Annotated in this window: 28 protein-coding genes; 5 read left to right on the top strand and 23 right to left on the bottom strand. The window is 72.3% G+C overall.

Annotation, left to right across the window (positions count from 1 at the left end; translation table 11 throughout):
• Positions 1 to 4 precede the first annotated feature (4 nt).
• The 7 genes from JT1_RS14205 to JT1_RS14175 all read right to left on the bottom strand — a co-directional run bounded on the left by JT1_RS14205 (position 5) and on the right by JT1_RS14175 (position 7,764).
• Complete coding sequence (locus JT1_RS14205; RefSeq protein WP_068327804.1) at positions 5 to 976, bottom strand: substrate-binding domain-containing protein; 972 nt, start codon at positions 974 to 976, stop codon at positions 5 to 7.
• A 76-nt stretch (positions 977 to 1,052) separates the two neighbouring features.
• A complete protein-coding gene (gene iolD, locus JT1_RS14200) occupies positions 1,053 to 3,032 on the bottom strand; it encodes a 3D-(3,5/4)-trihydroxycyclohexane-1,2-dione acylhydrolase (decyclizing) (RefSeq protein WP_068327802.1) in 1,980 nt (659 codons plus the stop codon).
• Complete coding sequence (gene iolB, locus JT1_RS14195; RefSeq protein WP_068327800.1) at positions 3,029 to 3,955, bottom strand: 5-deoxy-glucuronate isomerase; 927 nt, start codon at positions 3,953 to 3,955, stop codon at positions 3,029 to 3,031. Before iolB ends, iolD begins: the two co-directional genes overlap by 4 nt.
• Positions 3,952 to 4,863, bottom strand: coding sequence for a Cgl0159 family (beta/alpha)8-fold protein (locus tag JT1_RS14190; RefSeq protein WP_068327797.1), 912 nt, complete (start codon positions 4,861 to 4,863; stop codon positions 3,952 to 3,954). Before JT1_RS14190 ends, iolB begins: the two co-directional genes overlap by 4 nt.
• On the bottom strand, positions 4,860 to 5,822 hold the full coding sequence (gene iolC, locus JT1_RS14185; RefSeq protein WP_068327795.1) for a 5-dehydro-2-deoxygluconokinase: 963 nt from the start codon (positions 5,820 to 5,822) through the stop codon (positions 4,860 to 4,862). The genes JT1_RS14190 and iolC overlap by 4 nt, the downstream gene beginning before the upstream one ends.
• Positions 5,822 to 6,739 (bottom strand): TIM barrel protein, encoded by a 918-nt coding sequence (locus tag JT1_RS14180; protein ID WP_068327793.1) that lies wholly within the window; start codon positions 6,737 to 6,739, stop codon positions 5,822 to 5,824. The genes iolC and JT1_RS14180 overlap by 1 nt, the downstream gene beginning before the upstream one ends.
• Positions 6,740 to 6,741: 2 nt before the next feature.
• Entirely contained in the window at positions 6,742 to 7,764 is a 1,023-nt protein-coding gene (locus JT1_RS14175) for a Gfo/Idh/MocA family protein (RefSeq protein ID WP_068327788.1), read from the bottom strand.
• Between the two features lie 147 nt (positions 7,765 to 7,911).
• Between JT1_RS14175 and JT1_RS14170 the strand changes: the two genes are divergently transcribed.
• Complete coding sequence (locus tag JT1_RS14170; RefSeq protein ID WP_068327785.1) at positions 7,912 to 8,652, top strand: GntR family transcriptional regulator; 741 nt, start codon at positions 7,912 to 7,914, stop codon at positions 8,650 to 8,652.
• A 77-nt stretch (positions 8,653 to 8,729) separates the two neighbouring features.
• Here the strand turns inward: JT1_RS14170 and JT1_RS14165 are convergent, their stop codons facing one another.
• Genes JT1_RS14165 through JT1_RS14140 form a run of 6 tightly spaced genes read right to left on the bottom strand, consistent with a single transcriptional unit; the run spans position 8,730 to position 13,764 of the window.
• Positions 8,730 to 9,470 carry a hypothetical protein gene (locus JT1_RS14165; protein WP_068327782.1) on the bottom strand — a complete coding sequence of 247 codons (741 nt, stop codon included), beginning with the start codon at positions 9,468 to 9,470 and terminating at the stop codon, positions 8,730 to 8,732.
• Positions 9,467 to 10,438 (bottom strand): vWA domain-containing protein, encoded by a 972-nt coding sequence (locus tag JT1_RS14160; protein WP_082807758.1) that lies wholly within the window; start codon positions 10,436 to 10,438, stop codon positions 9,467 to 9,469. The genes JT1_RS14165 and JT1_RS14160 overlap by 4 nt, the downstream gene beginning before the upstream one ends.
• Positions 10,435 to 11,421: a VWA domain-containing protein gene (locus JT1_RS14155; protein ID WP_169702018.1), complete on the bottom strand. Its 987-nt coding sequence runs from the start codon at positions 11,419 to 11,421 to the stop codon at positions 10,435 to 10,437. The genes JT1_RS14160 and JT1_RS14155 overlap by 4 nt, the downstream gene beginning before the upstream one ends.
• Positions 11,421 to 11,894, bottom strand: a complete 474-nt coding sequence (locus JT1_RS14150) for a hypothetical protein (protein ID WP_068327772.1) — start codon at positions 11,892 to 11,894, stop codon at positions 11,421 to 11,423. The genes JT1_RS14155 and JT1_RS14150 overlap by 1 nt, the downstream gene beginning before the upstream one ends.
• Entirely contained in the window at positions 11,884 to 12,765 is an 882-nt protein-coding gene (locus tag JT1_RS14145) for a DUF58 domain-containing protein (RefSeq protein WP_068327769.1), read from the bottom strand. The genes JT1_RS14150 and JT1_RS14145 overlap by 11 nt, the downstream gene beginning before the upstream one ends.
• Positions 12,766 to 12,771: 6 nt before the next feature.
• Positions 12,772 to 13,764 carry an AAA family ATPase gene (locus JT1_RS14140; RefSeq protein WP_068327766.1) on the bottom strand — a complete coding sequence of 331 codons (993 nt, stop codon included), beginning with the start codon at positions 13,762 to 13,764 and terminating at the stop codon, positions 12,772 to 12,774.
• A gap of 167 nt (positions 13,765 to 13,931) precedes the next feature.
• Between JT1_RS14140 and JT1_RS14135 the strand changes: the two genes are divergently transcribed.
• Positions 13,932 to 15,284 carry an MATE family efflux transporter gene (locus tag JT1_RS14135; protein WP_068327763.1) on the top strand — a complete coding sequence of 451 codons (1,353 nt, stop codon included), beginning with the start codon at positions 13,932 to 13,934 and terminating at the stop codon, positions 15,282 to 15,284.
• 67 nt (positions 15,285 to 15,351) lie between these two features.
• Here the strand turns inward: JT1_RS14135 and JT1_RS14130 are convergent, their stop codons facing one another.
• The 8 genes from JT1_RS14130 to JT1_RS14095 form a co-directional block, all read right to left on the bottom strand.
• Positions 15,352 to 15,996, bottom strand: coding sequence for a suppressor of fused domain protein (locus JT1_RS14130; protein WP_068327760.1), 645 nt, complete (start codon positions 15,994 to 15,996; stop codon positions 15,352 to 15,354).
• Between the two features lie 78 nt (positions 15,997 to 16,074).
• Positions 16,075 to 17,700, bottom strand: coding sequence for a DUF3352 domain-containing protein (locus tag JT1_RS14125; RefSeq protein ID WP_068327757.1), 1,626 nt, complete (start codon positions 17,698 to 17,700; stop codon positions 16,075 to 16,077).
• Between the two features lie 136 nt (positions 17,701 to 17,836).
• Positions 17,837 to 18,283 carry a 50S ribosomal protein L9 gene (rplI, locus tag JT1_RS14120; RefSeq protein WP_068327754.1) on the bottom strand — a complete coding sequence of 149 codons (447 nt, stop codon included), beginning with the start codon at positions 18,281 to 18,283 and terminating at the stop codon, positions 17,837 to 17,839.
• 30 nt (positions 18,284 to 18,313) lie between these two features.
• Positions 18,314 to 18,550 (bottom strand): 30S ribosomal protein S18, encoded by a 237-nt coding sequence (gene rpsR, locus JT1_RS14115; RefSeq protein WP_007925814.1) that lies wholly within the window; start codon positions 18,548 to 18,550, stop codon positions 18,314 to 18,316.
• A gap of 97 nt (positions 18,551 to 18,647) precedes the next feature.
• Positions 18,648 to 19,262 carry a single-stranded DNA-binding protein gene (locus JT1_RS14110; RefSeq protein WP_068327750.1) on the bottom strand — a complete coding sequence of 205 codons (615 nt, stop codon included), beginning with the start codon at positions 19,260 to 19,262 and terminating at the stop codon, positions 18,648 to 18,650.
• 76 nt (positions 19,263 to 19,338) lie between these two features.
• On the bottom strand, positions 19,339 to 19,626 hold the full coding sequence (gene rpsF / locus JT1_RS14105; protein ID WP_068327747.1) for a 30S ribosomal protein S6: 288 nt from the start codon (positions 19,624 to 19,626) through the stop codon (positions 19,339 to 19,341).
• 168 nt (positions 19,627 to 19,794) lie between these two features.
• Positions 19,795 to 21,126 (bottom strand): glycosyltransferase family protein, encoded by a 1,332-nt coding sequence (locus JT1_RS14100; protein ID WP_068327745.1) that lies wholly within the window; start codon positions 21,124 to 21,126, stop codon positions 19,795 to 19,797.
• The gene (locus tag JT1_RS14095) at positions 21,127 to 23,502 is read right to left on the bottom strand and encodes a transglycosylase domain-containing protein (RefSeq protein WP_068327742.1); all 2,376 of its coding nucleotides are present in this window, start codon (positions 23,500 to 23,502) and stop codon (positions 21,127 to 21,129) included.
• 165 nt (positions 23,503 to 23,667) lie between these two features.
• Between JT1_RS14095 and JT1_RS14090 the strand changes: the two genes are divergently transcribed.
• From JT1_RS14090 to JT1_RS14080, 3 genes are read left to right on the top strand one after another with little or no spacing between them, the layout of a single operon-like run.
• On the top strand, positions 23,668 to 24,276 hold the full coding sequence (locus JT1_RS14090) for a PadR family transcriptional regulator (RefSeq protein ID WP_245634838.1): 609 nt from the start codon (positions 23,668 to 23,670) through the stop codon (positions 24,274 to 24,276).
• The gene (locus tag JT1_RS14085; RefSeq protein WP_068327736.1) at positions 24,273 to 25,367 is read left to right on the top strand and encodes an inositol-3-phosphate synthase; all 1,095 of its coding nucleotides are present in this window, start codon (positions 24,273 to 24,275) and stop codon (positions 25,365 to 25,367) included. Before JT1_RS14090 ends, JT1_RS14085 begins: the two co-directional genes overlap by 4 nt.
• A 48-nt stretch (positions 25,368 to 25,415) precedes the next feature.
• Positions 25,416 to 25,634, top strand: a complete 219-nt coding sequence (locus JT1_RS14080; protein ID WP_068327732.1) for a biotin/lipoyl-binding carrier protein — start codon at positions 25,416 to 25,418, stop codon at positions 25,632 to 25,634.
• A 76-nt stretch (positions 25,635 to 25,710) separates the two neighbouring features.
• Here the strand turns inward: JT1_RS14080 and JT1_RS14075 are convergent, their stop codons facing one another.
• Both JT1_RS14075 and JT1_RS14070 read right to left on the bottom strand, forming a co-directional pair.
• Positions 25,711 to 25,992, bottom strand: coding sequence for a WXG100 family type VII secretion target (locus tag JT1_RS14075; RefSeq protein WP_068327729.1), 282 nt, complete (start codon positions 25,990 to 25,992; stop codon positions 25,711 to 25,713).
• Positions 25,993 to 26,042: 50 nt separating this feature from the next.
• Positions 26,043 to 26,321, bottom strand: coding sequence for a WXG100 family type VII secretion target (locus JT1_RS14070; RefSeq protein ID WP_169702017.1), 279 nt, complete (start codon positions 26,319 to 26,321; stop codon positions 26,043 to 26,045).
• Between the last annotated feature and the right edge of the window lie 93 nt (positions 26,322 to 26,414).

Genomic DNA, 26,414 nt, shown 5'->3' with positions numbered 1-26,414 from the left:
GAGATCACTTCTTGAGCAGCAGGTCGACGTTCTTGTCGTCGACGAAGGCGGGCCCGGTGAACGTGGGCTGGCCACCACCGACGGAGGCACCCTTGTTGGCGCGCAGCCACAGCGCGTCGACGGCCATGTAGCCCTGGACGTAGGGCTGCTGGTCGACGGCCCACTCGATCTTGCCGTCCTTGATCTGCTGCAGGGCCTCGTCGTTGAGGTCGAAGGTCGCGACCTTGGCCTTGCTGCCGGCCTCGCCCACCGACTTCTGGGCGATGAGGGCGAAGGGGGCACCCAGCGTGAGGACGTGGGTGATCGCCGTGTCGTCCTGCAGCTTGGCGGTGATCGTCGACTGGACGTCGGCCGTGTCGGTGCCCTTGACGTAGATCTTCTCCGACTTGTCGAACTTGGAGGCGACGCCCTTGCAGCGGGCCTCGAGGCCGACGTGACCCTGCTCCTGGATGACGCAGAGGGTCTTGCCCGCCTTCTCCTCGGTGAGCCGCTCGCCCGCGGCCTCGCCGGCGAGCTCGTCGTCCTGCCCGAAGAAGGACAGCACGCCCATGTCCTTCCAGTCCTCCATGCCGGCGTTGAGGGCGACCACGGGGATGTCCGCGCCCACGGCGTTCTCGACATTGCCCTTCATCGCCTCGGGCTTGGCGAGGGTGACGGCGATGCCGTCGACCTTCTTGTCGACGGCCTGCTGCACGAGGGTCGCCTGACGGGCCCCGTCGGGGTCGGCGGTGTACTCGAGCTTGATGTTGTCCTTCTTGGCCGCGTCCTCCGCGCCGGCCCGCACCTGGTCCCAGAAGGTGTCCCCGGGAGCGGCGTGGGTGACGAGGGCGACGGTCATCTCGGGGGTGTCGGCCTTGCCGCCGGCGGAGTCCTCGCCGGAGTCCGTCTGCTTGCCCCCCGAGGAGGAGCAGGCGGCGAGCGCGAGCGCAGCCACCGCCGAGGTCGTCATGACGCCGACGCGAGTGATGCGTGACATGGGATCTGCCTTTCTCTCGTCCGCCGCGCCGTTGCGGTGGACCGTGGAGGGAGGGTGCCCGGGACGGGCACCTCGTTCAGTTGTGAGTCTGGCCGCTCTCGTCCGGGTGGTGTCGGAGATCGGCAGGTGCGAGATGTGTTCGTTGTGCGGTCTTGGCCTGCTCGTACCCGGTGCGCGCCCCCTGCGTGCTCGCCAGGTGGCTGACCTCCGCCACCGGCACGTCCCACCAGCTGGCGGAGTCCGGGCCGAAGACCATCGGGTCGGTCTCGACGTGGATGACCACCGGCCCGCCGTCGGCCGGCGCGGCCTTGGCCGCGCGGATGGCCGCGGCGAGGCCCTCGCGGTCGTGCACCTCGATGACGTGGCAGCCGAGCGATCGGGCGTTGGCGGCCAGGTCCACCGGCAGCACCTCCCCGTCGAGCCGACCCGACTGCGCACCCCGCGCCCGGTAGGCCGTGCCGTAGCGCTGGGACCCCAGCGACTCCGAGAGCGACCCGATGGAGTGGAACCCGTGGTTCTGCACGAGCACGACGATGACCTTGGTCCGCTCCTGCACGGCGGTGACGAGCTCGGTGGGCATCATGAGGTAACCCCCGTCGCCGACCATCGCGAAGACGTCGCGCGTCGGGTCGGCCCAGCGGACGCCGATGGACGCCGGCACCTCGTAGCCCATGCAGGAGTAGCCGTACTCCACGTGGTACGCCCGCCGCTCACGCACCCGCCACGCCTTGTGCAGGTCACCGGGCATCGACCCGGCGGCGCAGAGCAGGACGTCACGTGGGTCGCTCAGCTCGTTGACGAGCCCGAGGACGGTGCCCTGGGTGAGCCGGCCGTCGGCGAGCGCGTCGGTGACCCGGCGCGAAGGGTGGTGGCTCGCCTCGACCTGCGCGTCCCAGTCCGCCCACAGGCGGGCCTGCTCCTCCCGGTACGCGTCGTCGACGGACCAGCCGTCCAGGGCGGCGGCGAGGGCGGTGAGGGCCTCGCGGGCATCACCGACGACGCCCAGGCCGGAGTGCTTGGCCGCGTCGAAGGAGCCGATGTTGAGGTTGACGAACCGGACCCCCTCCGCCGCGAAGGCCGTGCGGGAGGCGGTCGTGAAGTCCTGGTAGCGCGTGCCGACGCCGATGACGACGTCCGCCTGCGCCGCGACGGCGTTGGCCGCGGTCGTCCCCGTGGAGCCGACGGCGCCGAGCAGCTGCGGGTTGCCGTGCAGCAGCGAGCCCTTGCCGGACTGGGTCTCGCCCACGGGGATGCCGGTGGCCGCGCAGAGGGCCGCGAGCGCGTCCTCCGCCCCCGAGTGGTGGACCCCGCCCCCGGCGACGATCATCGGCCGCCGGGACCCGCGGATGATCTGGGCTGCGGCGGCGATGCGCGCCGGCTCGGCCGGCGGCCGGGCGATGTGCCAAGCGCGGTCGGCGAAGAGCTCGACCGGCCAGTCGTGCGCCTCGGCCTGCACGTCCTGCGGCAGGGAGATCGTCACCGCACCCGTCTCGACGGGGTCGGTGAGCACCCGCATCGCCGCGAGCAGGATGCTCGGCAGCTGCTCGGGGCGGCGCACCTCGTCGTAGAACCGGGAGAGCGGGCGGAAGGCGTCGTTGACCGTGAGGTCCCCGCCGTGCGGCTGCTCGAGCTCCTGCAGCAGCGGGCCGGCCGCGCGGGTGGCGAAGGTCGAGCTCGGCAGGAGCAGCACCGGCAGCCGGTTGATCGTCGCGAGCGCCGCCCCGGTGAGCATGTTGGTGCTGCCGGGTCCCACGGAGGCGGTGCAGGCCCACGTCTGCAGCCGGTCGCGCTGGCGGGCGTAGGCGACGGCGGTGTGGACCATCGCCTGCTCGTTGCGCGCCAGCACGTAGGGCAGGGGCGGCTCCCCGTCCGCCGCGAGCTCCTCCTGGAGGAGCGCCTGCCCGACGCCGGCGACGTTGCCGTGGCCGAAGATCCCGAGGCAGCCCTCGATGAGCCGCTGCCGCTGCCCGTCCCGCTCGCTCCACTGGTGCCCGAGGAAGCGCACCAGCGCCTGGGCCACCGTCAGCCGCACCGTCTCCCCACGCTCGCTGCTCATCGCTGCCCCTCCCAGGTCTCCCGGATCGCCCCGTGGGCGGGGTCGTCGCAGATCAGCCAGACCCGGTCGGGTCCGGGACCGGCCATGACGTTGAGGTAGTACAGGTCCGCGTCGGGCGCGGCCATCGCCGGGCCGTGCCAGCCGTGCGGGACGAGGACGGTGTCGCCGGTCGCGACCTCGACGAGGACGTCGATGTCGCGCCCCTGCGCGCCGTAGACCTGCTGGTACCCGACGGGCTGGCGGCCGTCCGCGCGGTCGGTGCCCCGGGTGACCGGCGCGGCCTGGTCCCCGGCGGTCTGCGTCTCGAAGTAGTAGATCTCCTCCAGCCGGCTCTCCTGCCCGGGCCGGTCGGTGTCGTGCTTGTGCGGCGGGTAGGAGCTCCATCCGCCGGCGGGCGTGACGACCTCGCAGGCGAGGACCTGCTCCGCACCGGGCAGCGTGCCCGGCATCGCGAAGCCGCGGACCTCGCGGCTGCACGCCCCGGCCCCGCGCAGCTCGACGGGCACGTCCGCGGCCGGCACGAGCACGATCTCGCGGCCGCCGCCGGTCGGGTCGTCGACCCGGGCACCGCACAGGGCGATCCGCGCGGGGGCGGCACCCGGGTTGGTCAGCGTGAGGGCGGTCCCGGCCGGCAGGTAGAGGGTGTCGCTCGGCCCGGCGAAGACGCTGGGGCGCCCTGCGAGCACGTGCTCGGCACCCCCGGCGGTCACGGTGACCCCGCCCACGAGGGGCACGACGACGCCCTCCTCGCCGACGAGCTCGTGGTCGAGGGTGGCGCCCGGCTCGAGCACGGCGACGCGCAGCGAGGTGTGCTGCCAGCCCTCGACGGCGTCGGTGATCTCGACGACCCAGGCTCCCCCCTTCGGCGCGAAGGGGTGGAACCAGCGCTCGTTGTCCGCTCCGGTGCGGGGGGTGTGGTTCACGCGGCACCCCCGTGGACGAGGCCGGCCGCGATGTCGACGGCGCCGGCGACATCGCCGTCCGGCGGGTAGAGCAGCGCGCGCCCGACGACGAGGCCGCGCACCTGCGGGAGGGCGAGCGAGCGGCCCCACGCGGCGTACGTGTCGTGCGGGTCGCCCAGCGGGTCACCGCCGAGGAGGAGCGAAGGGAGGGTCGTCGCGTCCATGACCCGCTCCAGCTCGTCGACGACGGGCAGCTTGAGCCAGGTGTGCGCGCTGCTCGCGCCCAGCCCGGAGGCGACCGCGATGGACCGGATCGTGGAGTCGGGGTCGAGCAGGTTGACCACCTTGCCGTCGCGGCGCGCGGACCAGAAGGGCTCGACCATGGCCATCGTCCGCCCCGCAGCCAGCTCGGTGACCGCCCGGGCGCTCGCCTCGAGCGTCGCGGCCGTGGCGGGGTCGTCGAGGGCGATGCGGGTGAGCATCTTGCCGCCGTCGAGCCCGCGGGCGACGATCTCGGCCGCCGTGTAGCCGGTGAAGCGGTCGTCGAGCTCGAACGAGGAGCCTTGCAGGCCACCGCGGTTCATCGAGCCGACGACGACCTTGCCCTCGAGCGCGCCCATGAGGAGCAGGTCGTCGAGAACGTCCGGCGTGCCGAGCACGCCGTCGATCCCGGGCCGCGAGAGGGCGGTCGCCAGTCGGGCGAGCAGGTCGGATCGGGAGCCCATCGCGAAGGCGTCGCCACGCACCCCGAGCGCCCCCCGGGCCGGGTGGTCGGCGGCGACGACGAGCATCCGACCGTCGTCGGCGAGGAGCGGGCGGCGGGTGCGGGCCGCCCAGCCGCGCTCGACGGCGCCCGGGTCGGCGGCACGGACGCCGGTGATCGCGGCCACGTCGACGAAGGGGGTGGTGGCGGAGGTCGGCGTGCTCATGCGGGCGCTCCCTCGGTGGTGCGTCGGGCGAGGGCGTCCTCGACCTCGGCGGTGGTCGGCATCGCGGTGCTGCACTCGAGCCGGGAGGCGACGAGGGCCCCCGCGACATTGGCGAACTCGAGGATGCGTCGCAGCTCCCACCCCGCGAGCAGCCCGTGGACGAGCGCCCCGCCGAAGGCGTCCCCCGCGCCCAGGCCGTTCACGACCTCGACGGGGAAGGGCGGCACCTCGACCCGCTCGTCGGCGGTGGCGGCGAGCACCCCCTTCGGTCCCTGCTTGACGACCGCCAGCTCCAGGCCGCGCTCGAGGAGGGCGTCGGCGGCGCGGTGCGGGTCGGTCTCGCCGACGGCGACCTCGCACTCCTCACGGTTGCCGACGGCGATCATCACGTGCTCGAGGGCACGGCCGACCTCGGCGCTCGCCTCCTGGGGCGTGGACCAGAACATCGGCCGGTAGTCGAGGTCGAGCACGGTGTGGCGGGCTCGGCCCCGTGCCGCCCAGGCGGCGTGGTGGGCCGCGCGGGAGGGCTCGGCGCACAGACCCGTGACGGTGGCCCAGAAGACCCGCGCCCCGCGGATCTCCTCGAGCGGCAGGTCGGCCTCGGTGAGCATGAGGTCCGGCGCGGTCGGCCAGCGGTAGAAGTACAGCGGGAAGTCGTCCGGCGGGTGCACCTCGCAGAAGGTCACCGGCGTCGGCGGGCCGTCACCCTCGATGGGGGTGATGAACTCGCCCGCGACACCGAGCCGCTCGGCCTCGGCGCGCACGTACCGCCCGAAGGCGTCGGCCCCCGTCTTGGTGACGAGCGCGGCCCGCAGCCCGTACCGCGCGGCAGCGACGGCGACATTGGTCGCGGACCCGCCGAGGAACTTCTCGAAGGTGCGCACCTCCTCCAGCGGCACCCCGTGGTCCAGGGGGTAGATGTCCACCCCGGTCCGGCCCATCGTCACGAGGTCGTACATCAGCGCGTCCCCTCCGCGATCGACGTCAGGTGCGCGACCGACTCCCGGACGTCCGCGACGGGGTCGGCGGCCCCCTTCGCCGTAGCGGGGTCGGCGGGGTCGCCCGCGAGGACCGTGTCCTGCTCGAGCACGTACCAGCCGTCGTACCCGGCCCCCTCGAGCGAGCGGACGATGGCGGCGATGTCGACGTCGCCGCGTCCGAGGGCCACGTACATGCCAGCCGCGACGGCCTCGGTGTAGCCGGCCGCGCCGTCCTGCACCTTGCGCGCCCAGGCGAGGTCGACGTCCTTGAGGTGGACGTGGGCGATCCGCTCGGGGTGCTCCTGCGCGACGCGGACCGGGTCGCCGCCGCCGATGAGGAGGTGCCCGGTGTCGAGGCACAGCCCGATGCGGGACCCGGCGAGCACGCGGTCGGTCTCCCCGCCGGACTCGACCATCGTGCCGACGTGCGGGTGGAGGGTGGCCGTGAGCCCTTGTGCCGCAGCGGCATCCGCGATCCGGTCGAGGTTGCGCAGCAGCGTCGCCCAGCCGGCGTCGTCGAGCTCGGGCCGGGCGTCGTACCCCTCCGCGCCCGTGGCGGCGGCGATGACGACGGTGGTGGCCCGGGCGGCGACGAGGCCCGCCATCGCGGTCTCCACGGTGGGAAGGAGGTCGACCCCCGGGTCGTGCAGGACGACGGGGACGAACTGGCCGACGGCGGCCAACCCGTACCGGGCGAGCGTCCCCGCCTTGTCGGCCGGCGCGTCGGGCAGGAAGCCGTCGGGGCCGAACTCGGTCGCGGCGATGCCGAGCTCGCGCATCTGCGCCAGGACGGTCGCCGGCTCGTGCTGCCAGCCCCAGCCGGGCACCTCGCAGACGCCCCAGGAGATGGGCGCGGCGGCGATGCGCTCGGTGAGTGGGGTGCGGGTCTGGGTCATCGTCACAGTCCTTCGATCTCGGTCAGGTCGACGGGGCGGCGCTGCGCACGCGAGAGCTCGCAGGCCTCGGCGGTGCGGTACGCCGCGAGGGCGTCGGAGATGGTGCAGGGGCTCGGCACGCGACCGGCGGCCACCTCGCAGAAGGTCGCCAGCTCGGTCCGGTACGCGGGGCGGAAGCGGTCCATGAAGGACCAGTGCTGGGGGCCGCGGGGGAAGTCGACGTCCGCCTCGGCGCTGAACATCGGCAGCGAGTGGTCGAGGCCCACGGCGATCGTGCCGAGCTCCCCCATGACCTCCATGCGCACGTCGTGGCCGCCGCCGTTGTAGCGGGTCGTCGACATGAGCACGATCGTGTCGTCGTCGAGGGTGAGCACCGCGGCGCCGGTGTCGACGTCACCGGCCTCGGCGAAGAAGTCCGCGCCCTTGTTCGAGCCCACGGCGTACACCGAGGCGATCTCGCGCCCGGTGACGAAGCGGATCGCGTCGAAGTCGTGGACGCCGCAGTCGCGGAAGATGCCGCCCGAGGTCGGGATGAACTCCGCCGGCGGCGGGGCCTGGTCGTGGGTCGTGGCGCGGATGGTGTGGACGAAGCCCAGCTCGCCCGAGGCCACCGCCTCGCGCGCCCGGCGGAACCCCGCGTCGAGGCGCCGCTGGTGCCCGATGTGCACCGGGGTGGCGCTGTCGGCCTCCAGGCGGGCCAGCTCGATCGTCTCCCCGAGCGAGGCCGCGACCGGCTTCTCGCAGAAGGTGGGGACGCCTGCGGCGATCCCGGCCCGGATCCACTCGGCGTGCCCCGGGGTCGCCGTCGCGATGACGAGCCCGTCGAGCCCGGCCCCCAGGAGCTCGCCCGGGGTCACGGTCTCCACCGTGGCGTCCGGGTGCCCGACCCGCAGGTCCTCCGCCACCCGCGCGACCGTCGCCGGCCGGGCGTCGCTGATGACGAGGCTCGTCAGGGCCGGGAGGCCGAGCAGGGTGTCGGCATGGAAGGCACCGATCCGGCCGAGGCCGATGAGACCGATCCGCATCGCGGGGGACGCTCCTTTGCGTAGGTGGCCGCGCACCGTGGCGCGAGGTTGCGCGCAACTCTTCCCCACCCTTCGTCCTGCTGTCAATGCTTTGTCAGGACATATGCACGTCATGCCTCGCTGACGTCCTGGGCGTATGCTCCCCGCATGCCAGCGCTGCAGCTCGACGTGGTCATCGACCGCGGGTCGCCCGTCCCGCTGTACCACCAGCTCGCGGAGCAGCTGACCGCGGCGATCGACGACGGCCGGCTCCAGCCCGGGGACCCCTTCGAGAACGAGATCGCCCTCGCCGGACGGCTGGGCCTCTCCCGCCCCACCGTGCGCCGCGCGATCCAGGAGATGGTCGACCAAGGGCTGCTCGTGCGGCGCCGGGGGCTCGGCACGACCGTCGCCAACCGCAAGGTGCACCGCCGCGCCCGGCTGTCCTCGCTCTACGACGACCTCGAGGCCGAGGGGCGCGAGCCGCGCACCGAGGTCGTCGAGATCGAGCTGCGCACCGACGAGCGGGCCGCCGCGGCGCTCGACCTCGACGCCGACACCGAGATGCTCTCGATCGTGCGGGTGCGCTCCGCCGGCGACCAGCCGCTCGCCCTCATGCACAACTGGCTGCCGCCGGCGCACGCGGACATCTCGCGGGAGGACCTGCAGGAGCAGGGCCTGTATGCGCTGCTGCGCCGCCGCGGCGTCAAGCCGGTCGTCGCCCGCCAGTCGATCGGGGCCCGGATGCCGACGGCCGCCGAGCGCCGCTCCCTCGGGATGCGCTCGGGCCAGCCGGTGATCACGATGACCCGGATGGCCTTCGACGCCTCCGGCGCCGCCATCGAGTTCGGCGACCACGCCTACCGGGCCGAGGACTACACGATCGACCTCATGCTCGACGAGCGCTGACCGCAGCCCCCTGCATTGCCCTAGGGGAATGCAACTTCTTGACGTCCAGAGTGTGCATTGCCCTAGGGGACTTCAGGTCACCAGGGCTTGTCGACGCCCCCGTCGTTGCCCTTGTCGCGGGCCTCCTTGTCGCGGCGGTTCTCCTCCGACTCCTGCTGGCCGTTCTGGTTGCGCTCCTGCAGCTCCTTCTTCTTCGGGTCCTCCTCCTCGCCCGAGCCGTCCTGCTCGTCCTCACCCTTCTTCGGGTCCTCGCCACCGCCGTCGTCCGGCTTCTTCTGGCCGGTCTGCTCCTCGAGCTTGTCCTTGGCCTCCTGCTGCTTGCGGCCCGCCTCGCCCTCGTTGCCGTCGTCGGACCCGTCGAGGCACCCTTCCGGTCCTTCCTCGATGAGCTTCAGCGCCTCCTGCGCGAAGGCCTTCTCGCCCGCCGGGTCGCCGGCCTCCTTGGCCTTGTCGGCCTGCGCGGAGACGGTCAGCACGAGGTTGGTCCGGACGGTGCAGTCGTCCTGCGGGTCGTCGGTGCGCGAGAGCGCCAGCTCGAGGTCCTCACGACCCCCTTCGAGGTCGCCCTGGACGGACCGTCCGGTGCCCTCGACGAAGGGGGCGCGCCACCGCTCGACGATGTTGAGCACGCCGAGCTTGTCGGCGGCGTCGCGCATGCCCTGCCCGTCGTCGCGGCCGTGGGCGTCCTGGGCCTGCCCGATGAAGACCGGCAGGGTGAGGAAGCGGATCGCGAGGACGATCAGGACGATGGCCGGGAGCACCGTCGCCCAGATGAGGCGCCGCCGTCGTCGCAGTCGGGGTTCGGTGGGTGTGCTCATGCCGTGGCCCTCCGCAGTCGGCCGATCTCACGGGTCGTGATGAAGAGGTCGACGAGGAGCAGCAGGGACATCACCGTGGCGAGGACCCACACGAGCGAGGTGTACGTCTCGATCGCCGCGCCGGCGCCCTCGACGGTCGTGCCGGGGTCCGCGTCCTCCAGGGCCGGCCCGATGTCGCCGCCCGTGCGGTGCGTGTAGGGCACGCCGAGCTGGTAGGCGACCTCCTTCAGCCGCTGCTCGTCGATCGTGCTGACACCGGGGTTGCCCTGGGCGTCCTTGACGTCCTCGCCGGGGGTCCCGTCCGCCGACGTCGTCGCCATGCGGCCGCCCTTGTCGCTCCCGTACCCGAGCACGGCGCCACCGTCGACGAGGTCGGGCAGGTCGAAGGGGGCGGGCTCCTGCGCCGCGGTCTGCTCGCCGTCGCCGAGGTAGAAGACGATGCGCGAGCGCTCCGGCTGGCGCTCCTTGGCGCCCTCCAGGGTGGTGCGCAGCCGCTCCTGGGCGATCGTGATCGAGGACCCGCCGGAGTACAGGCTGTTCTCCGGGCGCAGGTTCTCGGCGGCGGTCTTCAGCGCCTGGGTGTCCGTCGTGAGCGGCATGACCACGCGGGCCGTGTAGTCGAAGGTGATGATCGAGAAGCGCGCCCCCGGCATCTCCGCCTGGATCTTCGCGATGTCCTCGCGGTAGCCCTCGAGACGCGTGCGCTCGCCGTCGTGGTCGCGGGCCATCGACGAGGTCGTCGTGTCGACGACGAAGAAGACGTTGACGTCCGAGGAGGCCTGCCGCGCGATCGAGCCGCTGACCGCGGGTCCGAGGAGGGCGAGGACCATGACGAGGGCGGTGACCAGTCGCAGGACCCACCGCGGGCGGTGACGCCCGTCGGCGAGGACGCGCCAGCCGGTGAAGCCGACGAGCAGCAGGCCGGCGACCACGACCAGGGGCCACGGGATGACGGGGTGCAGGCTCATCGGCGCCACCACCACAGGAGCGGGTAGAGCACGACGAGGCCGAGGAGGCCGAAGCTCAACCAGAGCGTCGGCAGGTCGGTGCGCACGTGGACCGGTGCGACGTCGGGCAGGCGGGCAGCCTCGAGCTCCTCGATGTTGCTCGTGACCTCCTCGGTCACACTGGCCTGGTCGAGCCCCCACGTGCGGCCGCCGGTCCGCTCCGTCGCCGCGGACAGCGTGGAGTGGTTGGCGCCGTAGGGCTGCGGGTTGAGGGCGTAGACGCGCACCTTGCGCTCGACGGCCAGGTCGGTCGCCTCGCCGAGCGAGTACACGCCGTCGCCGTGCACCTCGTTGTCCGTGCCGAGGATGATCGCCCGCGGTCGCTCCTGGTCGAGGTGGTCGAAGTTGAGCACGCAGCTGGCGAGACCGTCGCCGACGAGCGAGCTGGCGAGGATCTTCTGGTTGAAGGTGCCGTCGATCGGGTTGTACTCGCCCTCGCCGCCGAAGAGGCTGAACCCGTCGGCGTAGCCCTTGAGCTGCTCCTCGACGAGCTCGTAGTCGTCGGTGAGGGGGAAGGCGGTCACCGCCTGGTTGTTGAAGAGCACGAGGCCGATCCGCTCCCCGCGGAAGCGGCCGACGATCTCGGCGAAGTCGTTGAGCACCGCCTGGTCGGTCGTGAACATGGACCCGGAGACGTCGAGGCAGAGCATGATGTCGCGGTTGTTCTTCTCCGGGTCGATGGTCTCGGTCGTGCCGGGGCGACCGGCGGCGACGGCCAGGGGCAGGACGGTCAGCCCGATGACGGCGGCGATGCCGAGGAGGCGCACCCGTTGGCGCGAGATCGCGGCGCGGTAGGCCGGCAGGCGGGTGAGGCGGGCCGAGTGGGCGACGAGGACGGCGTCCTTGGCCGCTGTGTCGCGCCCGGCCAGCCACCAGCCGAGCCCGGCGACGACGAGCAGGACGAGGACGATGAGCAGGGTGAGCCACCACCAGGTCAGACCCATCACGACCACCCCCCGACGACGTCGCGGGCGGCGCCGGCCGAGCGGGTGAAGCTCGGCGGGTCGGCCTCGTCGGCACCGAACTGGCGCGGGTAGTACTCCTCGATGAGCGCCGCGAGATGGGCGGGGCCGCGCTCGCGCAGGTCGGCCGCGGTCATGATCTCGGCCTTGAGCCCGCTGGCCCTGCTGACGAATCCGCGCACGATCTTCGACAGCTCGTGGTGCCCCCTTCGTGCCGTGATCTCCTCGGCCCGCACCCTGGCCTCGACCTCGTCGATGCGGGTGAGCGCGTCGCGGCGCAGCTTGGCGAGCGCGGACGGCGGCAGGCTGCCGTGCAGCTCGGGGTCCTCCGGGCGGCGGGTGAGCAGCCAGATGGCGACGGCCCAGATCAGCAGGCCGAAGAGGATGAAGCCTCCGAGGACCGGCCAGGTGACCGCGTAGCCCTGGGGCGCGAGGTAGATCGGGTCAGCGTCCACGGCGTCTCTTCTCGAGCATGCGCACGATCATCGGCACGACCTCGTCGGTGTGGCCGGCGCGCGCGGAGGAGACGTCGGTGCGCCGCAGCATCGCGTCGACGTCGTGCCGACGGGTGCTCTCCGCCTGCCGGAAGGCGGTGGCGAGCGCGCGGTCGGCGGCGAGCAGGTCGGGCAGCGGGTGGTCGGACGCGACATCGCGCACGAGGGTCTCGGGGGCGAGGGCCAGCGGGTCGAGGTCGGCGATGTCGACCCACAGCACCTCGTGCCGCAGGCGGAGCGTGCGGAGGGTGTCCTCGACTGCGGCCGGCTCCACCCCGTCGTCGGCGATGACGAGCACGACCTTGCGCCCCTTGACGTTGCGGGTGATGTGCCGCAGCAGCCCCGGCAGGTCCGACGAAGGGGAGTCGGCCTGGGAGAGCGTCATCGCCTCCTGCAGGAGCAGCTCCAGGTGGCCCTCCGAGCTGCGCGCCCGGGTGGCGTGGATGCGCCCGGGAGCACCGCTGATCATCGACACGTCGTCGCCGTGCCGGACGGCGAGCCAGCCGAGCACCCCGGCGGCGAGGACCGCGACGTCGCGCTTGGGCTCGCCGCCCGCCGCGGTCGCGGCCATCTCGCGGCCGGCGGGCATGACGATGATGAGCGAGAAGTGCCGCTCGGCCACGTACCGCTTGATGAGCATCGAGCCGTGGCGGGCCGACGCCCGCCAGTCGATGTCGCGGATGTCGTCGCCGACGGCATAGGCGCGCAGGTCGTCGAAGTCCATCGAGCGACCCTTGTGGACCGAGGCGTAGCCGCCGTCGAGCAGCGCCACCGAGCGTCGCCGGACGTGGATCGACAGCTTGCCCTTGACCTTGTGGACGAGACGCGTCATGGCGTCCTAGGGGGTGCGGACGGCGCGCACGACGGCGTCGATGATCGTCTCGACGCGCACGTCGTCGGCGGTGGCCTCGTAGGTGAGCAGGACGCGGTGGCGCAGCACGCGATGGGCCAGGTGGCGCACGTCCTCGGGGATGACGTGGTCGCGCCCCTGCAGCAGCGCGGAGGCGCGGGCGGCCTTGGCGAAGGCGATCGAGGCGCGCGGGCTGGCCCCGATCTCGACGTAGCGGGCCAGCTCGGGTGGCATGACCTTGCCGGGGGTGCGGGTCGCCGCGACGATGAAGGTGATGTAGTCGAGGATCGCCTTGTCGAGATAGACCGACGCGGCCAGGCGCTGCAGCTCGCGAGCGTCGGCGATGTCGATCATCGCCCGCTCGGGCTGGTCGAAGACGCCGGCGTCGATGCGGCGCACGACCTCGACCTCCTCGGCCGGGCTGGGGTAGTCGAGCAGGTCCTTGAGCATGAACCGGTCGAGCTGGGCCTCGGGCAGGACGTAGGTGCCCTCCTGCTCGATGGGGTTCTGCGTCGCGAGGACGAGGAAGGGCTCCGGCACCTTGAAGACCTGGCCGCCGATGGAGGTCTGGCGCTCCTGCATCGCCTCGAGCATCGCCGACTGGGTCTTGGCCGAGCTGCGGTTGATCTCGTCGAGCAGGACGAAGTTGGCGTGCACCGGTCCGAGCTGGGTGACGAACTTGCCCGTGCTCGCGTCGTACACCTGGGTGCCGACGATGTCGCTCGGCAGCAGGTCCGGGGTGCACTGGATGCGCTTGAAGGACCCGCCGATCGCCGTCGCGAGCGCGTGCGCCGCGGTCGTCTTCGCCAGACCGGGGACCGACTCGAGCAGGACGTGGCCGCTCGTCAGCAGACCGATGAGCAGGGTCTCGCGCAGCCGACGCTGGCCGACGACCTTGGACTCGAAGCCCTTGTCGACCAGGGCGACGAGGCTGCGAGCCCGCTCGAGGTGGTCCTGGCTGATCCTGCTCGCTGGCGGCACGTACGTCCCCTTCGATCCTGTGGTCCTGATGTCGCGGTCACTCTACGGACCGCGGGCGGCCACGGCACCGGGGAGCACTCCCCCGAGACTCGGCCCATGGCCGCAATGTGGCCCCGATAGCCGACCTGGCCCGAGTCTCGCGGGCGGGGCGACCTAGGGTCGGGGGCATGACCTCCGAGCCCGGCACCCCGATGACGGTGCGGGCCGGGCCGCGAGAGGTCCTCGCCCTGGCCGTGCCGGCCTTCCTCGCGCTCGTCGCCGAGCCGCTCTTCCTCATGGTCGACGCCGCGGTCGTCGGTCGTCTCGGCGTGATCCCGCTCGCCGGGCTCGGCACCGCGAGCTCCGTGCTCCTCACCGCGGCAGGCGTCTTCGTCTTCCTCGCGTACGGCACGACGAGCGTCGTCGCGCGGCAGTACGGCGCCGGGTCGACGCGCGGCGCGATCGAGCTCGGCACCGGCGGGATCTGGCTCGCGGGAGGCCTGGGGCTCGTCGTCGCGGCGGTCGTCGGGCTCGGGGCCCGGCCGCTCGCCGGTGCCTTCGGCTCGTCGCCGCAGGCGCTGGACCAGGCCGTCGTCTACCTGCGCGTCAGCGCGCTCGGCCTGCCCGCGATGCTCCTCGTGCTCGCGGCGACCGGCATCCTGCGCGGCCTGCAGGACACCCGGACCCCGCTCGTCGCCTCGGCGGCGGGCTTCGGCGCCAACGCCGTCCTGTCGGTCCTCCTCGTCCACGGGGTCGGCCTCGGGATCGCCGGCGCCGCGTGGGGCACGGTGATCGCCCAGTGGGGCATGGCCGTGGCGCTGCTCGCGGTCGTGGTGGGCCGGGGACGAGGCGTGGGGGCCTCCCTTCGCCCTCATGTGGGGCGGGTCGTCGACGCCGCGCTCGACGGCGCGCCCCTGCTGGTCCGCACGCTCGCGCTGCGCGCGATCCTGCTGCTCACGGTCTGGGTCGCGGCCGGCTTCGGTGACGTGCCGCTCGCGGCGTACCAGGTCACGACGACCGTCTGGTCGCTGCTCGTCTTCGCCCTCGACGCCCTGGCCATCGCCGGGCAGGCGCTCACCGGGGCCGCGCTCGGCAGCGGTGACGCGAAGGGGGCGCGCGCCGCCACCGCCTTCATGGTCCGGTGGGGCGTCTGGGGCGGGGTCGGCCTCGGGCTCGTCCTCGCCGCGCTGCACCGGGTGCTCCCCGCGCTCTTCACCGACGACCCGCAGGTGCGCGGCGCCATCGCCGCGGGACTGCTCGTCGTCGCGCTCGCCCAGCCGCTGTCGGGCTACGTCTTCGTCGTCGACGGGGTGCTCATCGGCGCGGGCGACGGCCGCTGGCTCGCCGGGTCGATGGCCCTCGTCCTGCTCGCCTACGTCCCCGTCATCTGGCTGGCCAGGACCCTCGGCGACGGGCACGGGCCCGAGGCCGCCGTCGTCACCCTGTGGCTCGCGTTCACCGCGTTCATGGCGATCCGGGGTGGGTTCATGGCCTACCGGGTCCGCGGCGACGCCTGGGCGGTGACCGGCGCCCGCCGCTGAGTCGAGGTGTCTCCGGTCGAGGTATCTCGGACCGGACAGACCGTCGCAGTTACCTCGAACCGCGGGGTCAGGCGACCGGGGGCCGGGTGCTGTCGGCGTACGAGTACCAGCCGGCGTCGGCGAGCGCCTCGGCGATCCGGCGGCGGCCGGCCGCACCCTCGGCGGTGACGACCGCCAGCTCGGACGGACGAAGGGGGGTCAGCGCCAGCGCCCGGACCCGCCCGCCCTCGACGTCGAAGGCCTGGCCGCGGCCCGGCAGCTCGACGCCCACGAGGGCACCGAGGCGACCCTCGGCCACCCAGTCGGCGGGTGCGTCGCCGGCGGAGAGCTCGAGGGAGAGCAGGTCGTGGGAGGCGAGCGCCTCACCCAGGCTGGTGCCGGCACCGGCGATCGCGCCGGCGGCCTCCTCGAGCGCGGTGGCGAGCCACCGCCCTTCGCCCTCGGGCCCCTCGACCAGCTCGCGGCCCTCGACGTAGACCTCGACCCCGAGGCCGGGCGCGGCGGACTCCCCTTCGTCACCCGAGGGGTCGCTGAGGCCGTCGGTCGCGACGACACCCGAGTGCGCGGTGACGACGTGCAGGTAGGCAGAGGAACCGGTCGGCCACAGCGCCGGCTCGTCGGCGTCGCCCAGGGGACCGCGCTGCGCGCCCAGCTGGCCGACGCCGCGCCAGAACTCGTCGCGGCGCTCACGGATCCGGTCGGTCTGCTCCATCGAAGTCACCCCTGCATCCTGCCCGCTGCCCGGCACCGGTGGAAGACCGGGGCCGGGCTGCGGACGAGGTCGAGCGGGTCAGCTCGTCGTCAGGCGGAAGCGGAAGTCCGCGTGGTCGCTCTCGCCCCAGACGGCGAATCCGGCGGACTTCAACGCCCCGAGGTTGGCGCGCTCCTCGTCGCCGAGGTCCTCGCCGAAGAGCTCGACGGCCTTGGCGATGTCGAGGTACCCCACGCTGCCGGCCTTGTCGGCGTCCGGGACCGCGTCCCTGAAGGCGTCGGCGTCCGCGAGACCGGACCCGGTGGCGACCTGGTCGGCGTAGCCGGCATCGGTCGAGACGACCGTCCGGTTGCCGTCGGCATCCTTGACCGTCAGCTGGGGCGTGCCGCCCGTGCCGGTGGTGCTGCTGTTGACGGAGGCGACGAGCTTGTCGATGAGCCCGCGGTCACCGTTGGTCACCAGGGCGACCTTGGGGGTGTCCGCGTCCGGCCCGACGGCGAGGCTCGTCTCGCTCCCGACCGCCTTGGCGAGGTCATCGGGCACGGAGAGGCCGGTCTCCTGGGTGAAGGAGTCGATCCCGTCCTGCCAGTCCTCGCCGAGGCTCCCCCTCGCACCCTTGTCGAACTGGGGCCAGGCCTTGCGGATCGACTCGTCCAGGCCGGAGATCGACAGTGCGGCGAAGGTGTCGGCCGGCAGGTCGCCGACCGCGGTCCCGTCCCCGGCGGGGACGCTGCCGTCGGGCAGGCCGTTGGCGCGGCCGGCGATCTCGAGGGTCGGTCCGTCGAAGCGGATCGCGGCGGCGTAGCGGCCGACCGGCTCGGAGGTGGTGGAGACACCGGTGCCGAGGGCGCCCAGGAGCTGCTGCGCCCTGTTCGCGTCCATCCAGCCGGTGACGAGGCCGTCCTCGCCGAGGTCCTCCATGTCCTGGGTGAAGCGGTCGTCCTCGGCGAGCGGGCTGTCCTGGGCCTCGTCGACCGCCGTGTCGACGACCGACTGCTCCTCGCCGCAGATCGCGAAATCGGGCTGGACGGAGCAGTAGCCACCGGTGCCGGTCACCTTCGACAGGCCCCGGCGGGCGGCGTCCTCGTCGGTGCTCGCCAGTGCCACGACGACACCGGGCTCGCTCGAGCCGTCGGTGGGCGGGAGGACCGCGACGCCGAAGCGCTGGCCGAGCCAGGGCTCGACGTCCTGCGCGTAGTCGACGCCCTCGAGCCCGCCGTCCTCCTTGATGGCGTCGAAGAGCTCCTGGCGCAGGTCGCTGCCCTCGTCGATGTCGGCGAGCTCGTCGCGGGCGCCGGGGAACTTGCGGGCGAAGCGGAAGGCGTCGACCTTCTGGTCGGCGGACGGGTCGAGGTCGACCTTGGCGAAGGCGATGGCGGTCGCCGGCAGGGCCGTCTCCGGCTGGGGGCCGCCGCCGTTGATCTTGCCGTAGGCGAAGAGCGCGCCGCCGCCGAGGAGACCGAGGGAGAGGACACCCGCGACACCGAGGGCGCCCCACCTGAGGGCCCTGCGGGAGCTCGGGGCCGGCTGGGGCGGGAGCTGGTGCCCCCACTGGCCGGGCTGCTGCTGGACGCCGGGGTACTGCGGCGGGACGCCCGGGTACTGCCCGTGGACGGGCTGTCCGTACCCAGGCTGCCCGTACCCGGGAGGCGGTGGGGGCTGGCCGCCGGGCGCGGGTGGCTGGCCGAAGGGCGGCTGGGTCATGATCTCTCCCCGGGTCGTGACGAAGTCTTGGCACGAACCTTACGGTTTGCCGACCCTCCGTGGACATGGGGAGGACTACCCACGACGACGGGGGGCCCACCGTGATGGTGGGCCCCCCGTCGGGATGTGACCGGACTCAGCCGGCGACGACGTCGAGGCTGACCTTCGCCTGGACCTCGGGGTGCAGGCGCACGAGCGCCTCGGCCGGGCCGACCGACTTGATCGGCGTCGGGATCTCGATCGTGCGACGGTCGAGCTCCGGGCCACCGCCGGCCTTGACGGCCTCGGCGACCTCGCGGCTCGTCACGGCGCCGAAGAGGCGACCGGACTCGCCGGCGTGGGCGGCGATGGTGACCTTCTGCGACTCGAGGTTGCCCTTGATCGAGGTCGCCTCCTCGAGGGACTTCACGGCGCGAGCGGCGCGGCCGGCGGCGAGCGCCTCGACCTGCTTCTGCGCACCCTTGGTCCACGCCTCGGCGAGGCCGCGACGGTAGAGGAAGTTGCGGGCGTAACCCGGCTTGACGTCGACGACGTCACCGGCGGTACCGAGGCCGGAGACCTCGTGGGTGAGGATGACCTTCATGTCTGCTCCTGGATTCTTCGCGGCCGCGGATCAGCGGTTGGACGAGGAGTAGGGCAGCAGGGCCATCTCCCGGGCGTTCTTGACAGCGGTCGCGATGCGGCGCTGCTCCTGGACGGACACGCCGGTGACGCGACGGGCACGGATCTTCCCGCGGTCGGAGATGAACTTGCGCAGCAGGTTCGCGTCCTTGTAGTCGATGTTCTCGACCTTCGCCGCCTTGAGCGGGTTGGCCTTCTTCTTGGGCTTGCGCACTACGGGCTTGGCCATCGTGGTGCTCTCCTTCGGTGTTCACGAGAGCCCGAGGTTGGTCCTCGGGATGGGGGTGTTGTCTGGTGCTCGGGCGGACCCGGGCGTGAGGGATCGATCAGAAGGGGGGCTCGTCGTAGCTGGGCGCGTTGCCCCAGCCACCGCCACCCTGGCCGCCGCCCTGCGGGGCGCCACCTTGGGCGGGAGCCTGCTGGCCGCCGAAGCCGCCACCCTGCGGGGCGCCCCCCTGCTGGCCGCCGGTCGCCCACGGGTCCTCCTGCTGGCCGCCGAAGCCGCCGCCGGAACCACCCTGCTGGCCACCGCCGCCCCAGGAACCGCCGCCGCCCTGGCCGCCGCCACCGCCGCGCTGGGTCTTCGTCACCTTGGCGGTGGCGTAGCGCAGCGACGGGCCGACCTCGTCGACCTGCATCTCCATGACGGAGCGCTTCTGGCCGGTCTCCTTGTCCTCCCACGAGCGGGAGATCAGGCGACCGGTCACGACGACCCGGGTGCCACGGGTCAGGGACTCCGCAACGTTCTCGGCGGCCTCGCGCCACACGGAGCAGCGCATGAAGAGCGTCTCCGCGTCCTTCCACTCGTTCGTCTGGCGATCGAACGTGCGGGGGGTCGAGGCAACGGTGAAGTTGGCCACTGCGGCGCCACTCGGGGTGAACCGGAGCTCCGGGTCAGCCGTGAGGTTGCCGATAACGGTGATGGGGGTCTCGCCTGCCATGGGTTTCCTTCTCGATCGGTGATCGTCTCAGGTGAGTCCGTCGGCATGCACCGACGGACCGGGGGTCGAGGCTGTCTCAGGCCTCGATGCGCATGAGCTTGGTCCGCAGGACCTGCTCGGAGAGACCCAGCTGGCGGTCGAGCTCCTTGCTCGTCGCCGGCGTGCAGGTCAGGTTGGCGACGGCGTAGAGGCCCTCTGCCTTCTTGTTGATCTCGTAGGCGAGACGACGACGGCCCCAGTGGTCGATCTTGTCCACGCTGCCGCCGTCCTTGGTGACGACGGTGAGGAACTTGTCGAACAGCGGCTGGACGGCCCGCTCGTCGGTCTCGGGGTCGAAGATGACCATGAGCTCGTACTGACGCATGCTGATAACCCGCCTCCTTCGGTCTGTGCGGTCACGGTCTCTCCGTGACAGGAGGGTTTGTGCATCGGTCCCCGGGCACGCCGTCAGGACGACGACGACACGGGAGACACCCGAGGGTATCGGCTGCACTCCCTTCGCACCAAAGCGTGCACCCGGGCGACGGGCCGCTCAGACGGTGACCGGCTCCTGTGGACGCTCGTCGTCGACCGTCGGGGTCTGGGGACGAAGGGAGGGCGCCGGGTTGTCGACCGGCGTGTACCAGACGCTCCACAGCAGGAAGCCCCACGCCATCGCCCGGCCGAGGACGATGACGGCGTACCACGGTGCGGGCAGGCCCGTGTCCGGGTCGGACGCCGCACCGATGTGCAGCCACAGCGCGGTGGCGTGGACCGCCTCGACGGCGACGAAGCCGAGGTGGGTGCGCCACGAGACGCCCGCGAGGATCGCCAGCGGCAGCACCCACAAGGCCGCCTGCACCGGCACCGAGGCTCCGGTGAGCGCCACGAGCGGGACCGTGAAGGCGGCGACCTGCGCCCACGTCGCCGGTCGCCAGGCGCGGCGGGCCATGAGCACACCCGCCCAGGTCGCCGCGGCCCAGCCGACGAGGGCGAAGAGGGGCGCGACCCGGCTCGGCAGGGGGTGGCCCGCGAGCTCGGGGATCATCAGGACCGAGCCGTAGCCGGGCTTGCCGCCCCACCACGCGCGCAGCGGTCCGGTGGCGATCTCCGGGGAGGCGAGCGCGAGGACGAGACCGACGGCCAGGGCGGTGCCGAGCGCCACCGCGACGGTGCGCACGGCGTCCTCGACGTGCCCGACGCGGCGCGCGGCGACGACCAGCGCGACGGCGACCATGCCGACCCAGGCGTGCCCGAGCAGGGCCACGCCCAGGAGGACGCCCGCGAGGACGGGGCGCCGCGTCCAGTCGGCGAGCATCGCGGCCAGCACGAGGGTGACGACGACCATGTCCGGCGAGAGCAGCGCCGCGACGACGTGGACCGGCGAGAGGGCCAGCTGGGTCGCCAGGTCGAGGCGCTGGGGGCGCATCCGCCCGAGGCACCACACGGCGACGACGAGGCAGATCGCGATGAGCAGCGTCCAGGTCGTCAGGTACCAGCGGGTGTCGGTCAGCCAGCCCCCGGTGTCGGGGATGAGCCCGCCGACGAGGGACATCAGCCCGGACAGGAGCGGCATCTGCTCGAGGCGGATCTCGCCGGCGAGCCACCCGCCGATGCCCCGTTCGAGCCCGCCGAGCTGGTACTGCGCCGGCAGGTCGGAGAAGCACCCGCGCCAGAACTGGTCGTCACCGTTCCAGCCGGTGCCGATGCAGTGGCCTTGGCGCAGCACGGCCCCGGCGAGCGGGACCATGCTCAGCGCCGCGACCAGCGGCAGCACCCGTCCCAGTGCGAGCTGCCGCGCAGCGACCCGGCGACCCATGGGCCCGCCGAGCAGCTCGCTCGCGTCCTCGGGCAGCAGGTCCCGCGGGGTCGACTCGCGGGGCACCTACTCCCCCTGCTCCGTCCCGCGGCCACCACCCGTGGGCCGCGGGATGGTCGGCAGCGGCGTGGTCGTCGGCGTCGTCGTGGTCGTCGGCGGCGGTGGCGGCGGCGTGGAGGTCGTCGTCGTCGTCGGCGTCGGCGGCGGCGTGGAGGTCGTCGTCGGTGGCGGCGGGGTGGTGCTCGTCGTCGTGCTCGAGGAGGTGCTGGACGAGGAGGAGGAGCTCGTGCTCGTCGAGGACGGCGTCGACGTGGTCGTCGTCGTGGTGGTGCGCGGCGTCTGGGAGGTCGTCGTCGGCACGGGCTCCGGGGCCTGCGTCGTCGTCGTGATCGGCGGCGGCGCGTCGGTGGGCCCGTCGGTCTGCGGCCGGTACTTGACGTTGCCCGGCGGTGGCAGCTTCCTGACCGGCTCGCCCTCGAGGGCGCCGATCATGAAGTCGGTCCACATGCGGGCCGGGACCGTGCCGCCGGTGATCTCGCCGTACCCGCCGAGGTTCACCAGCTGGTTCTTGTCGACGAGCCGCCCGTCGCCCTTGTACATGCCGACGGCAGTGGCCAGCTGCCCCGGGGTGAAGCCGTCGAACCAGGCGGCGTAGTTGTTGGACGTCGTGCCGGTCTTGCCCCCCACCGGGCGGCCCAGGTCGGCCACCGTCGGGTACCCGGTGCCCCCGGGCTGGCCCACCTGGCTCATCGCCTGGATCGCGTCGCGGGCGACGTCCTGCGGGAAGGCGCGGCGCACGTCCTTCTTGACCTTGTAGTCCAGCTCGTACTCGCCGGTGCTCTTCACCGAGGAGATGTAGTACGGGGTGGCCCGTCGTCCCTCGGCCGCGATGGTCGCGTAGGCGTTGGCCATGTCGATGACCCGCACGGCGTCCGTGCCGAAGACATTGCCCGGCCCGGTGGAGATCCCGGTGCGCTTGTCACCGTTCCACGCGACGACGCCGGAGTCCTTGGCCGACTCGGCCGTCGACCTCGCCCCGGCGGCGAGGTTGAGCTGGGCGTAGTACGTGTTGACCGACTTCTGCGTCGCGGTGCGCATGTTGACCGGTCCGTACGACGTGTTGCCGTAGTTGACGACACCCCCGGCGCGCTGGATCGCGGTCGCGTCCTTGCCGTCGTAGATGAACGCCTTGTCGTAGTACGGGCTCGCCCCGCTGTACGTCGTGTAGAGCGGGATCCCCTTGCGCAGGGCGGCGATCATCGTGAAGGGCTTCATCGTCGAGCCGGCCTGCATCTTGCCGTCGACGGCGGAGTTGAAGTAGCCGTAGCGGCCCTTGCCGAAGCGGGAGCCGCCGTACATCGCGCGGATCGCGCCGTCGCCCGGCTGGATGGCCGCGAGGCCGATGTGCAGGTCGGAGGTCCGCTCGCCGGTCGGCCGGTTGTCCTCGACCGCCTCACGGGCGGCGCGCTGCGCCTTCTTGTCGATCGTCGTGACGATCTTGAACCCGCCCCGGTCGATGTCGGCGTCGGAGAGCTCGAGCTTGCTGCGCAGCTCGGTGCGCACCTCCTCGGTGATGAAACCGATGTCGCTCGAGGGCGACTGGGAGCGTTTGGGCGCCTTGACCTTCGGGAACTTCTGCTTCGCGCGCTCGGCGGGCGTCATCCAGCCCTTCTCGACCATGCCGTCGAGGACGTAGGCCCACCTCCCCTTCGCCAGGGTGGTCTGCTCCTGCCCGAGCGAGGGGTCGTAGAGCGAGGGACCGCGGATGACGCTGGCCAGCAGGGCGCCCTCGGAGGCCGAGAGGTCCTCGACGTCCTTGCCGAAGTAGGCCTGCGAGGCGGTCTGGATCCCGTCGGCCCCGCGGCCGAAGTAGATGGTGTTGAGGTAGTTGGCGAGGATCTCGTCCTTGCTCAGCTCGCCGTCGATCTTCACCGAGATGAGGATCTCGCGCGCCTTGCGCTCGATCGTCTGGTCCTGGGTGAGGAAGTAGTTCTTCACGTACTGCTGGGTGATCGTCGAGCCGCCACCGCGGTCCTCCCCGGCCAGGGCCCCGCTCACCGCGCGGAAGATGCCCTTGGGCGAGATGCCCCGGTTGTCGTAGAAGGAGCGGTCCTCGGCGGCGATGAACGCGTGCTGCACGTCGTCGGGGATCGCGTCGAGCTCGACGGCCTCGCGGTTGACGGTGGCGATCCGGTCCATCTCCGTCGTGCCGTCGGAGTAGTAGATGACCGAGGCCTGGGCGACCGCGCGGTCGTTCGGCTCGGGGATGTCGGTCATGAGGTACGCGATGACGACGGCGACGATCCCGAGGGCGACGAGGGCCGCGAGGCCCAGGAGCACCTTGTGCAGGAGCCCGCGGCCTCGTCGTCGTGGGCCGCCGCCACGCGCGGTCGACGAGCGCCGGCGGCGGACCTCGGCGCGGGTACGGGGGGAGTTGGACATGGGGACCTCGTGTACTGCGGGATCGGGGGGAGACGCGCCACCAGTATGGCTGCTGCTCACGGCGCGTCACGACGAAACTCGATGTATCTCCCCGATACATCGAGTACGATCAACGGGCACCACCCACCGAGCGGTGCACCGAGATCAGGGACGAAGGGAGGGCACGTGCGCCGCAGGGAGATGCTCGAGTTCGCCGTGCTCGGCCTCCTCCACGAGAGCCCCCTGCACGGGTACGAGCTGCGCCGGCGGCTCAACACCGGCCTCGGCGCCTTCCGTGCCCTGTCCTTCGGCACCCTCTACCCGTGCCTGGCCAGCCTGCAGGGCCAGGGCCTCGTGAGCGTCGACCGCGACGAGCCCCGCGCCACCAGCAGCCGTCGGCAGCGGATCACCTACACGATCACCGACGCCGGGCGCGAGGCCTTCGCCGCGCTCGCCGGCCGCACCGACCCCGGCAGCTGGGCCGACGAGGCCTTCGACGTGCGCGTCGCCTTCTTCGCCCGCACCGAGCGCGAGGTGCGCGTGCGCATCCTCGAGGGCCGCCGGGCGCGCCTCGCCGAGCAGCTCGCCGCGATGCGCGGCGCCGAGGGCCCGAGCCGCGGGGACCGCTGGACCGCCGCCCTTCGTGCCCATGACGAGGACGCCGTCGAGCGCGCGCTGCGCTGGCTCGACGACCTCCTCGACGCCGAGCGCCGCACGCCCCTCGTGCGCCCCGGCTCCCTGAGCGACCCGACCCACCCCGCCTTCAACCCGCCCCCCACCAAGGAGAACCCATGACCGCCATCCGCGTCGCCATCGTCGGCGTCGGCAACTGCGCGAGCTCGCTCGTCCAGGGTGTCGAGTACTACAAGGACGCCGACCCGCAGGGCACCGTCCCCGGTCTCATGCACGTGAAGTTCGGCGACTACCACGTCTCCGACGTCCAGTTCGTCGCCGCCTTCGACGTCGACGACAAGAAGGTCGGCAAGGACCTCGCCGAGGCGATCAACTCCTCGGAGAACAACACGATCAAGATCGCCGACGTCCCGACGTCCGGCGTCACGGTCCAGCGCGGCCCGACCCTCGACGGCATCGGCAAGTACTACGCCCTGACCATCGACGAGTCCCCCGCCGAGCCGGTCGACGTCGTCCAGGCGCTCAAGGACGCCGAGGTCGACGTCCTCGTCAGCTACCTGCCCGTGGGCTCGGAGGAGGCCGACAAGTTCTACGCGCAGTGCGCGATCGATGCGGGTGTCGCCTTCGTCAACGCCCTGCCCGTCTTCATCGCCTCCGACCCCGAGTGGGCCAAGAAGTTCGAGGACGCCGGCGTCCCGATCATCGGCGACGACATCAAGAGCCAGGTCGGCGCGACGATCACGCACCGCGTCATGGCCAAGCTCTTCGAGCAGCGCGGCGTGGTCCTCGACCGCACCTACCAGCTCAACGTCGGCGGCAACATGGACTTCAAGAACATGCTCGAGCGCGAGCGCCTGGAGTCGAAGAAGATCTCCAAGACGCAGGCCGTGACCTCCAACCTCGACGGCCCGCTGGCCGGCGTCGGTGCGGACGACCGCAACGTCCACATCGGCCCGTCCGACTACGTCGCGTGGCTCGACGACCGCAAGTGGGCGTACGTGCGCCTCGAGGGCCGCGCCTTCGGCGACGTCCCGCTCAACCTCGAGTACAAGCTCGAGGTCTGGGACTCGCCGAACAGCGCCGGCATCATCATCGACGCCATCCGCGCGGCCAAGATCGCCAAGGACCGTGGCATCGGCGGCGCCCTGCTCTCCGCGAGCAGCTACCTCATGAAGTCCCCGCCGGAGCAGCGCGAGGACACCGAGGGCCGCGTCAAGCTCGAGGCCTTCATCGCAGGCACCGAGGAGCGCTGATCCGGACCCGGGTACCTCCCGGTCGACCGCTCCACTAACCTCGGTGGCATGGGTCACAGAGTCGAGTCAGAGCTGGTCGCCAACGTCCTCGCCGTGCAGGTCGCGGCCGACCAGGTCGTCGCGGTGGGCGACGAGCTCGTGCTCCTCGAGTCGATGAAGATGGAGATCCCCGTGCTGTCCGACCGCTCCGGGCGCGTCCTGGAGGTCAAGGTCTCCCCGGGGGACGTCGTCCAGGAGGGCGAGGTCCTCGTCGTCATCGACGACTGAGCTCGTCCGGGCATGACGAAGGGGGCGGGTCCGACCGCGTGGTCGGGCCCGCCCCCTCGCGTGCGCGTTACGGCGATCAGGCGCCCACGGACTTGGACTTGTCGTCCTGGCGGTCCGCGTTGTTGTTCGCCTTCTGCGAGTACTCCTCGAGCGACTGCTGGGCGTTCTGCAGCTGCCGCGCGGCGTCCTGCCAGTCCTGGCCGAACTGGTCGGAGTCGTGGCCGAGCCAGTTCTCCGCCAGCGTGCCGGCCTGGGTGGTGCCGTTGCTGATGATCTCGTTGACCTTGCCGGCCTCCGTCTTCAGCTTCGCGGCGATGTCCCTGATCCGCTCGACGTCCATCGCGTGATCCATGGCCATGTCAGTTCTCCTTCAAGTCGTGGTGTGTGGGGGGGGTGTGCTCGGGTGGGTCAGGCGTACTCGTTGGAGGCCGACTCCTGGCCCGCGATGTCCCGGTTGAGCTGCTGCTCCAGCGCCTCGAGGAGACCGACGATCTTCTCCAGGTTGGGACGGTGGTTGCTCTCCCACTCGGTGACGAACTGCTCGGAGTCCGGGCCGTTCCAGTTCTGGTCGGCCTCGTTGACCTGGGTGTTGACCGAGGTGATGACGTTGTTGAGGTCTTCCTTGAGCTGAACCCACTTCGGGAGCTCGCCCTTGACGGTGTCGAGGTTCATACCGAGCCAAGCCATGTTGTCCTCCTGCGATCGGGTGGTGCGTGGTCTGTGGTGGTTCGCGGGCCGTGTCCCTGCCCGACTGCTGCCAACACTAGGGAAGGAACCGCG

The organism is Janibacter terrae NBRC 107853 (genome assembly GCF_001591405.1).
Classification (GTDB): Bacteria; Actinomycetota; Actinomycetes; order Actinomycetales; family Dermatophilaceae; genus Janibacter; species Janibacter terrae.
The sequence above is the reverse complement of the archived record's forward strand: the minus strand, read 5'-3'. Positions and strand labels throughout refer to the sequence as shown.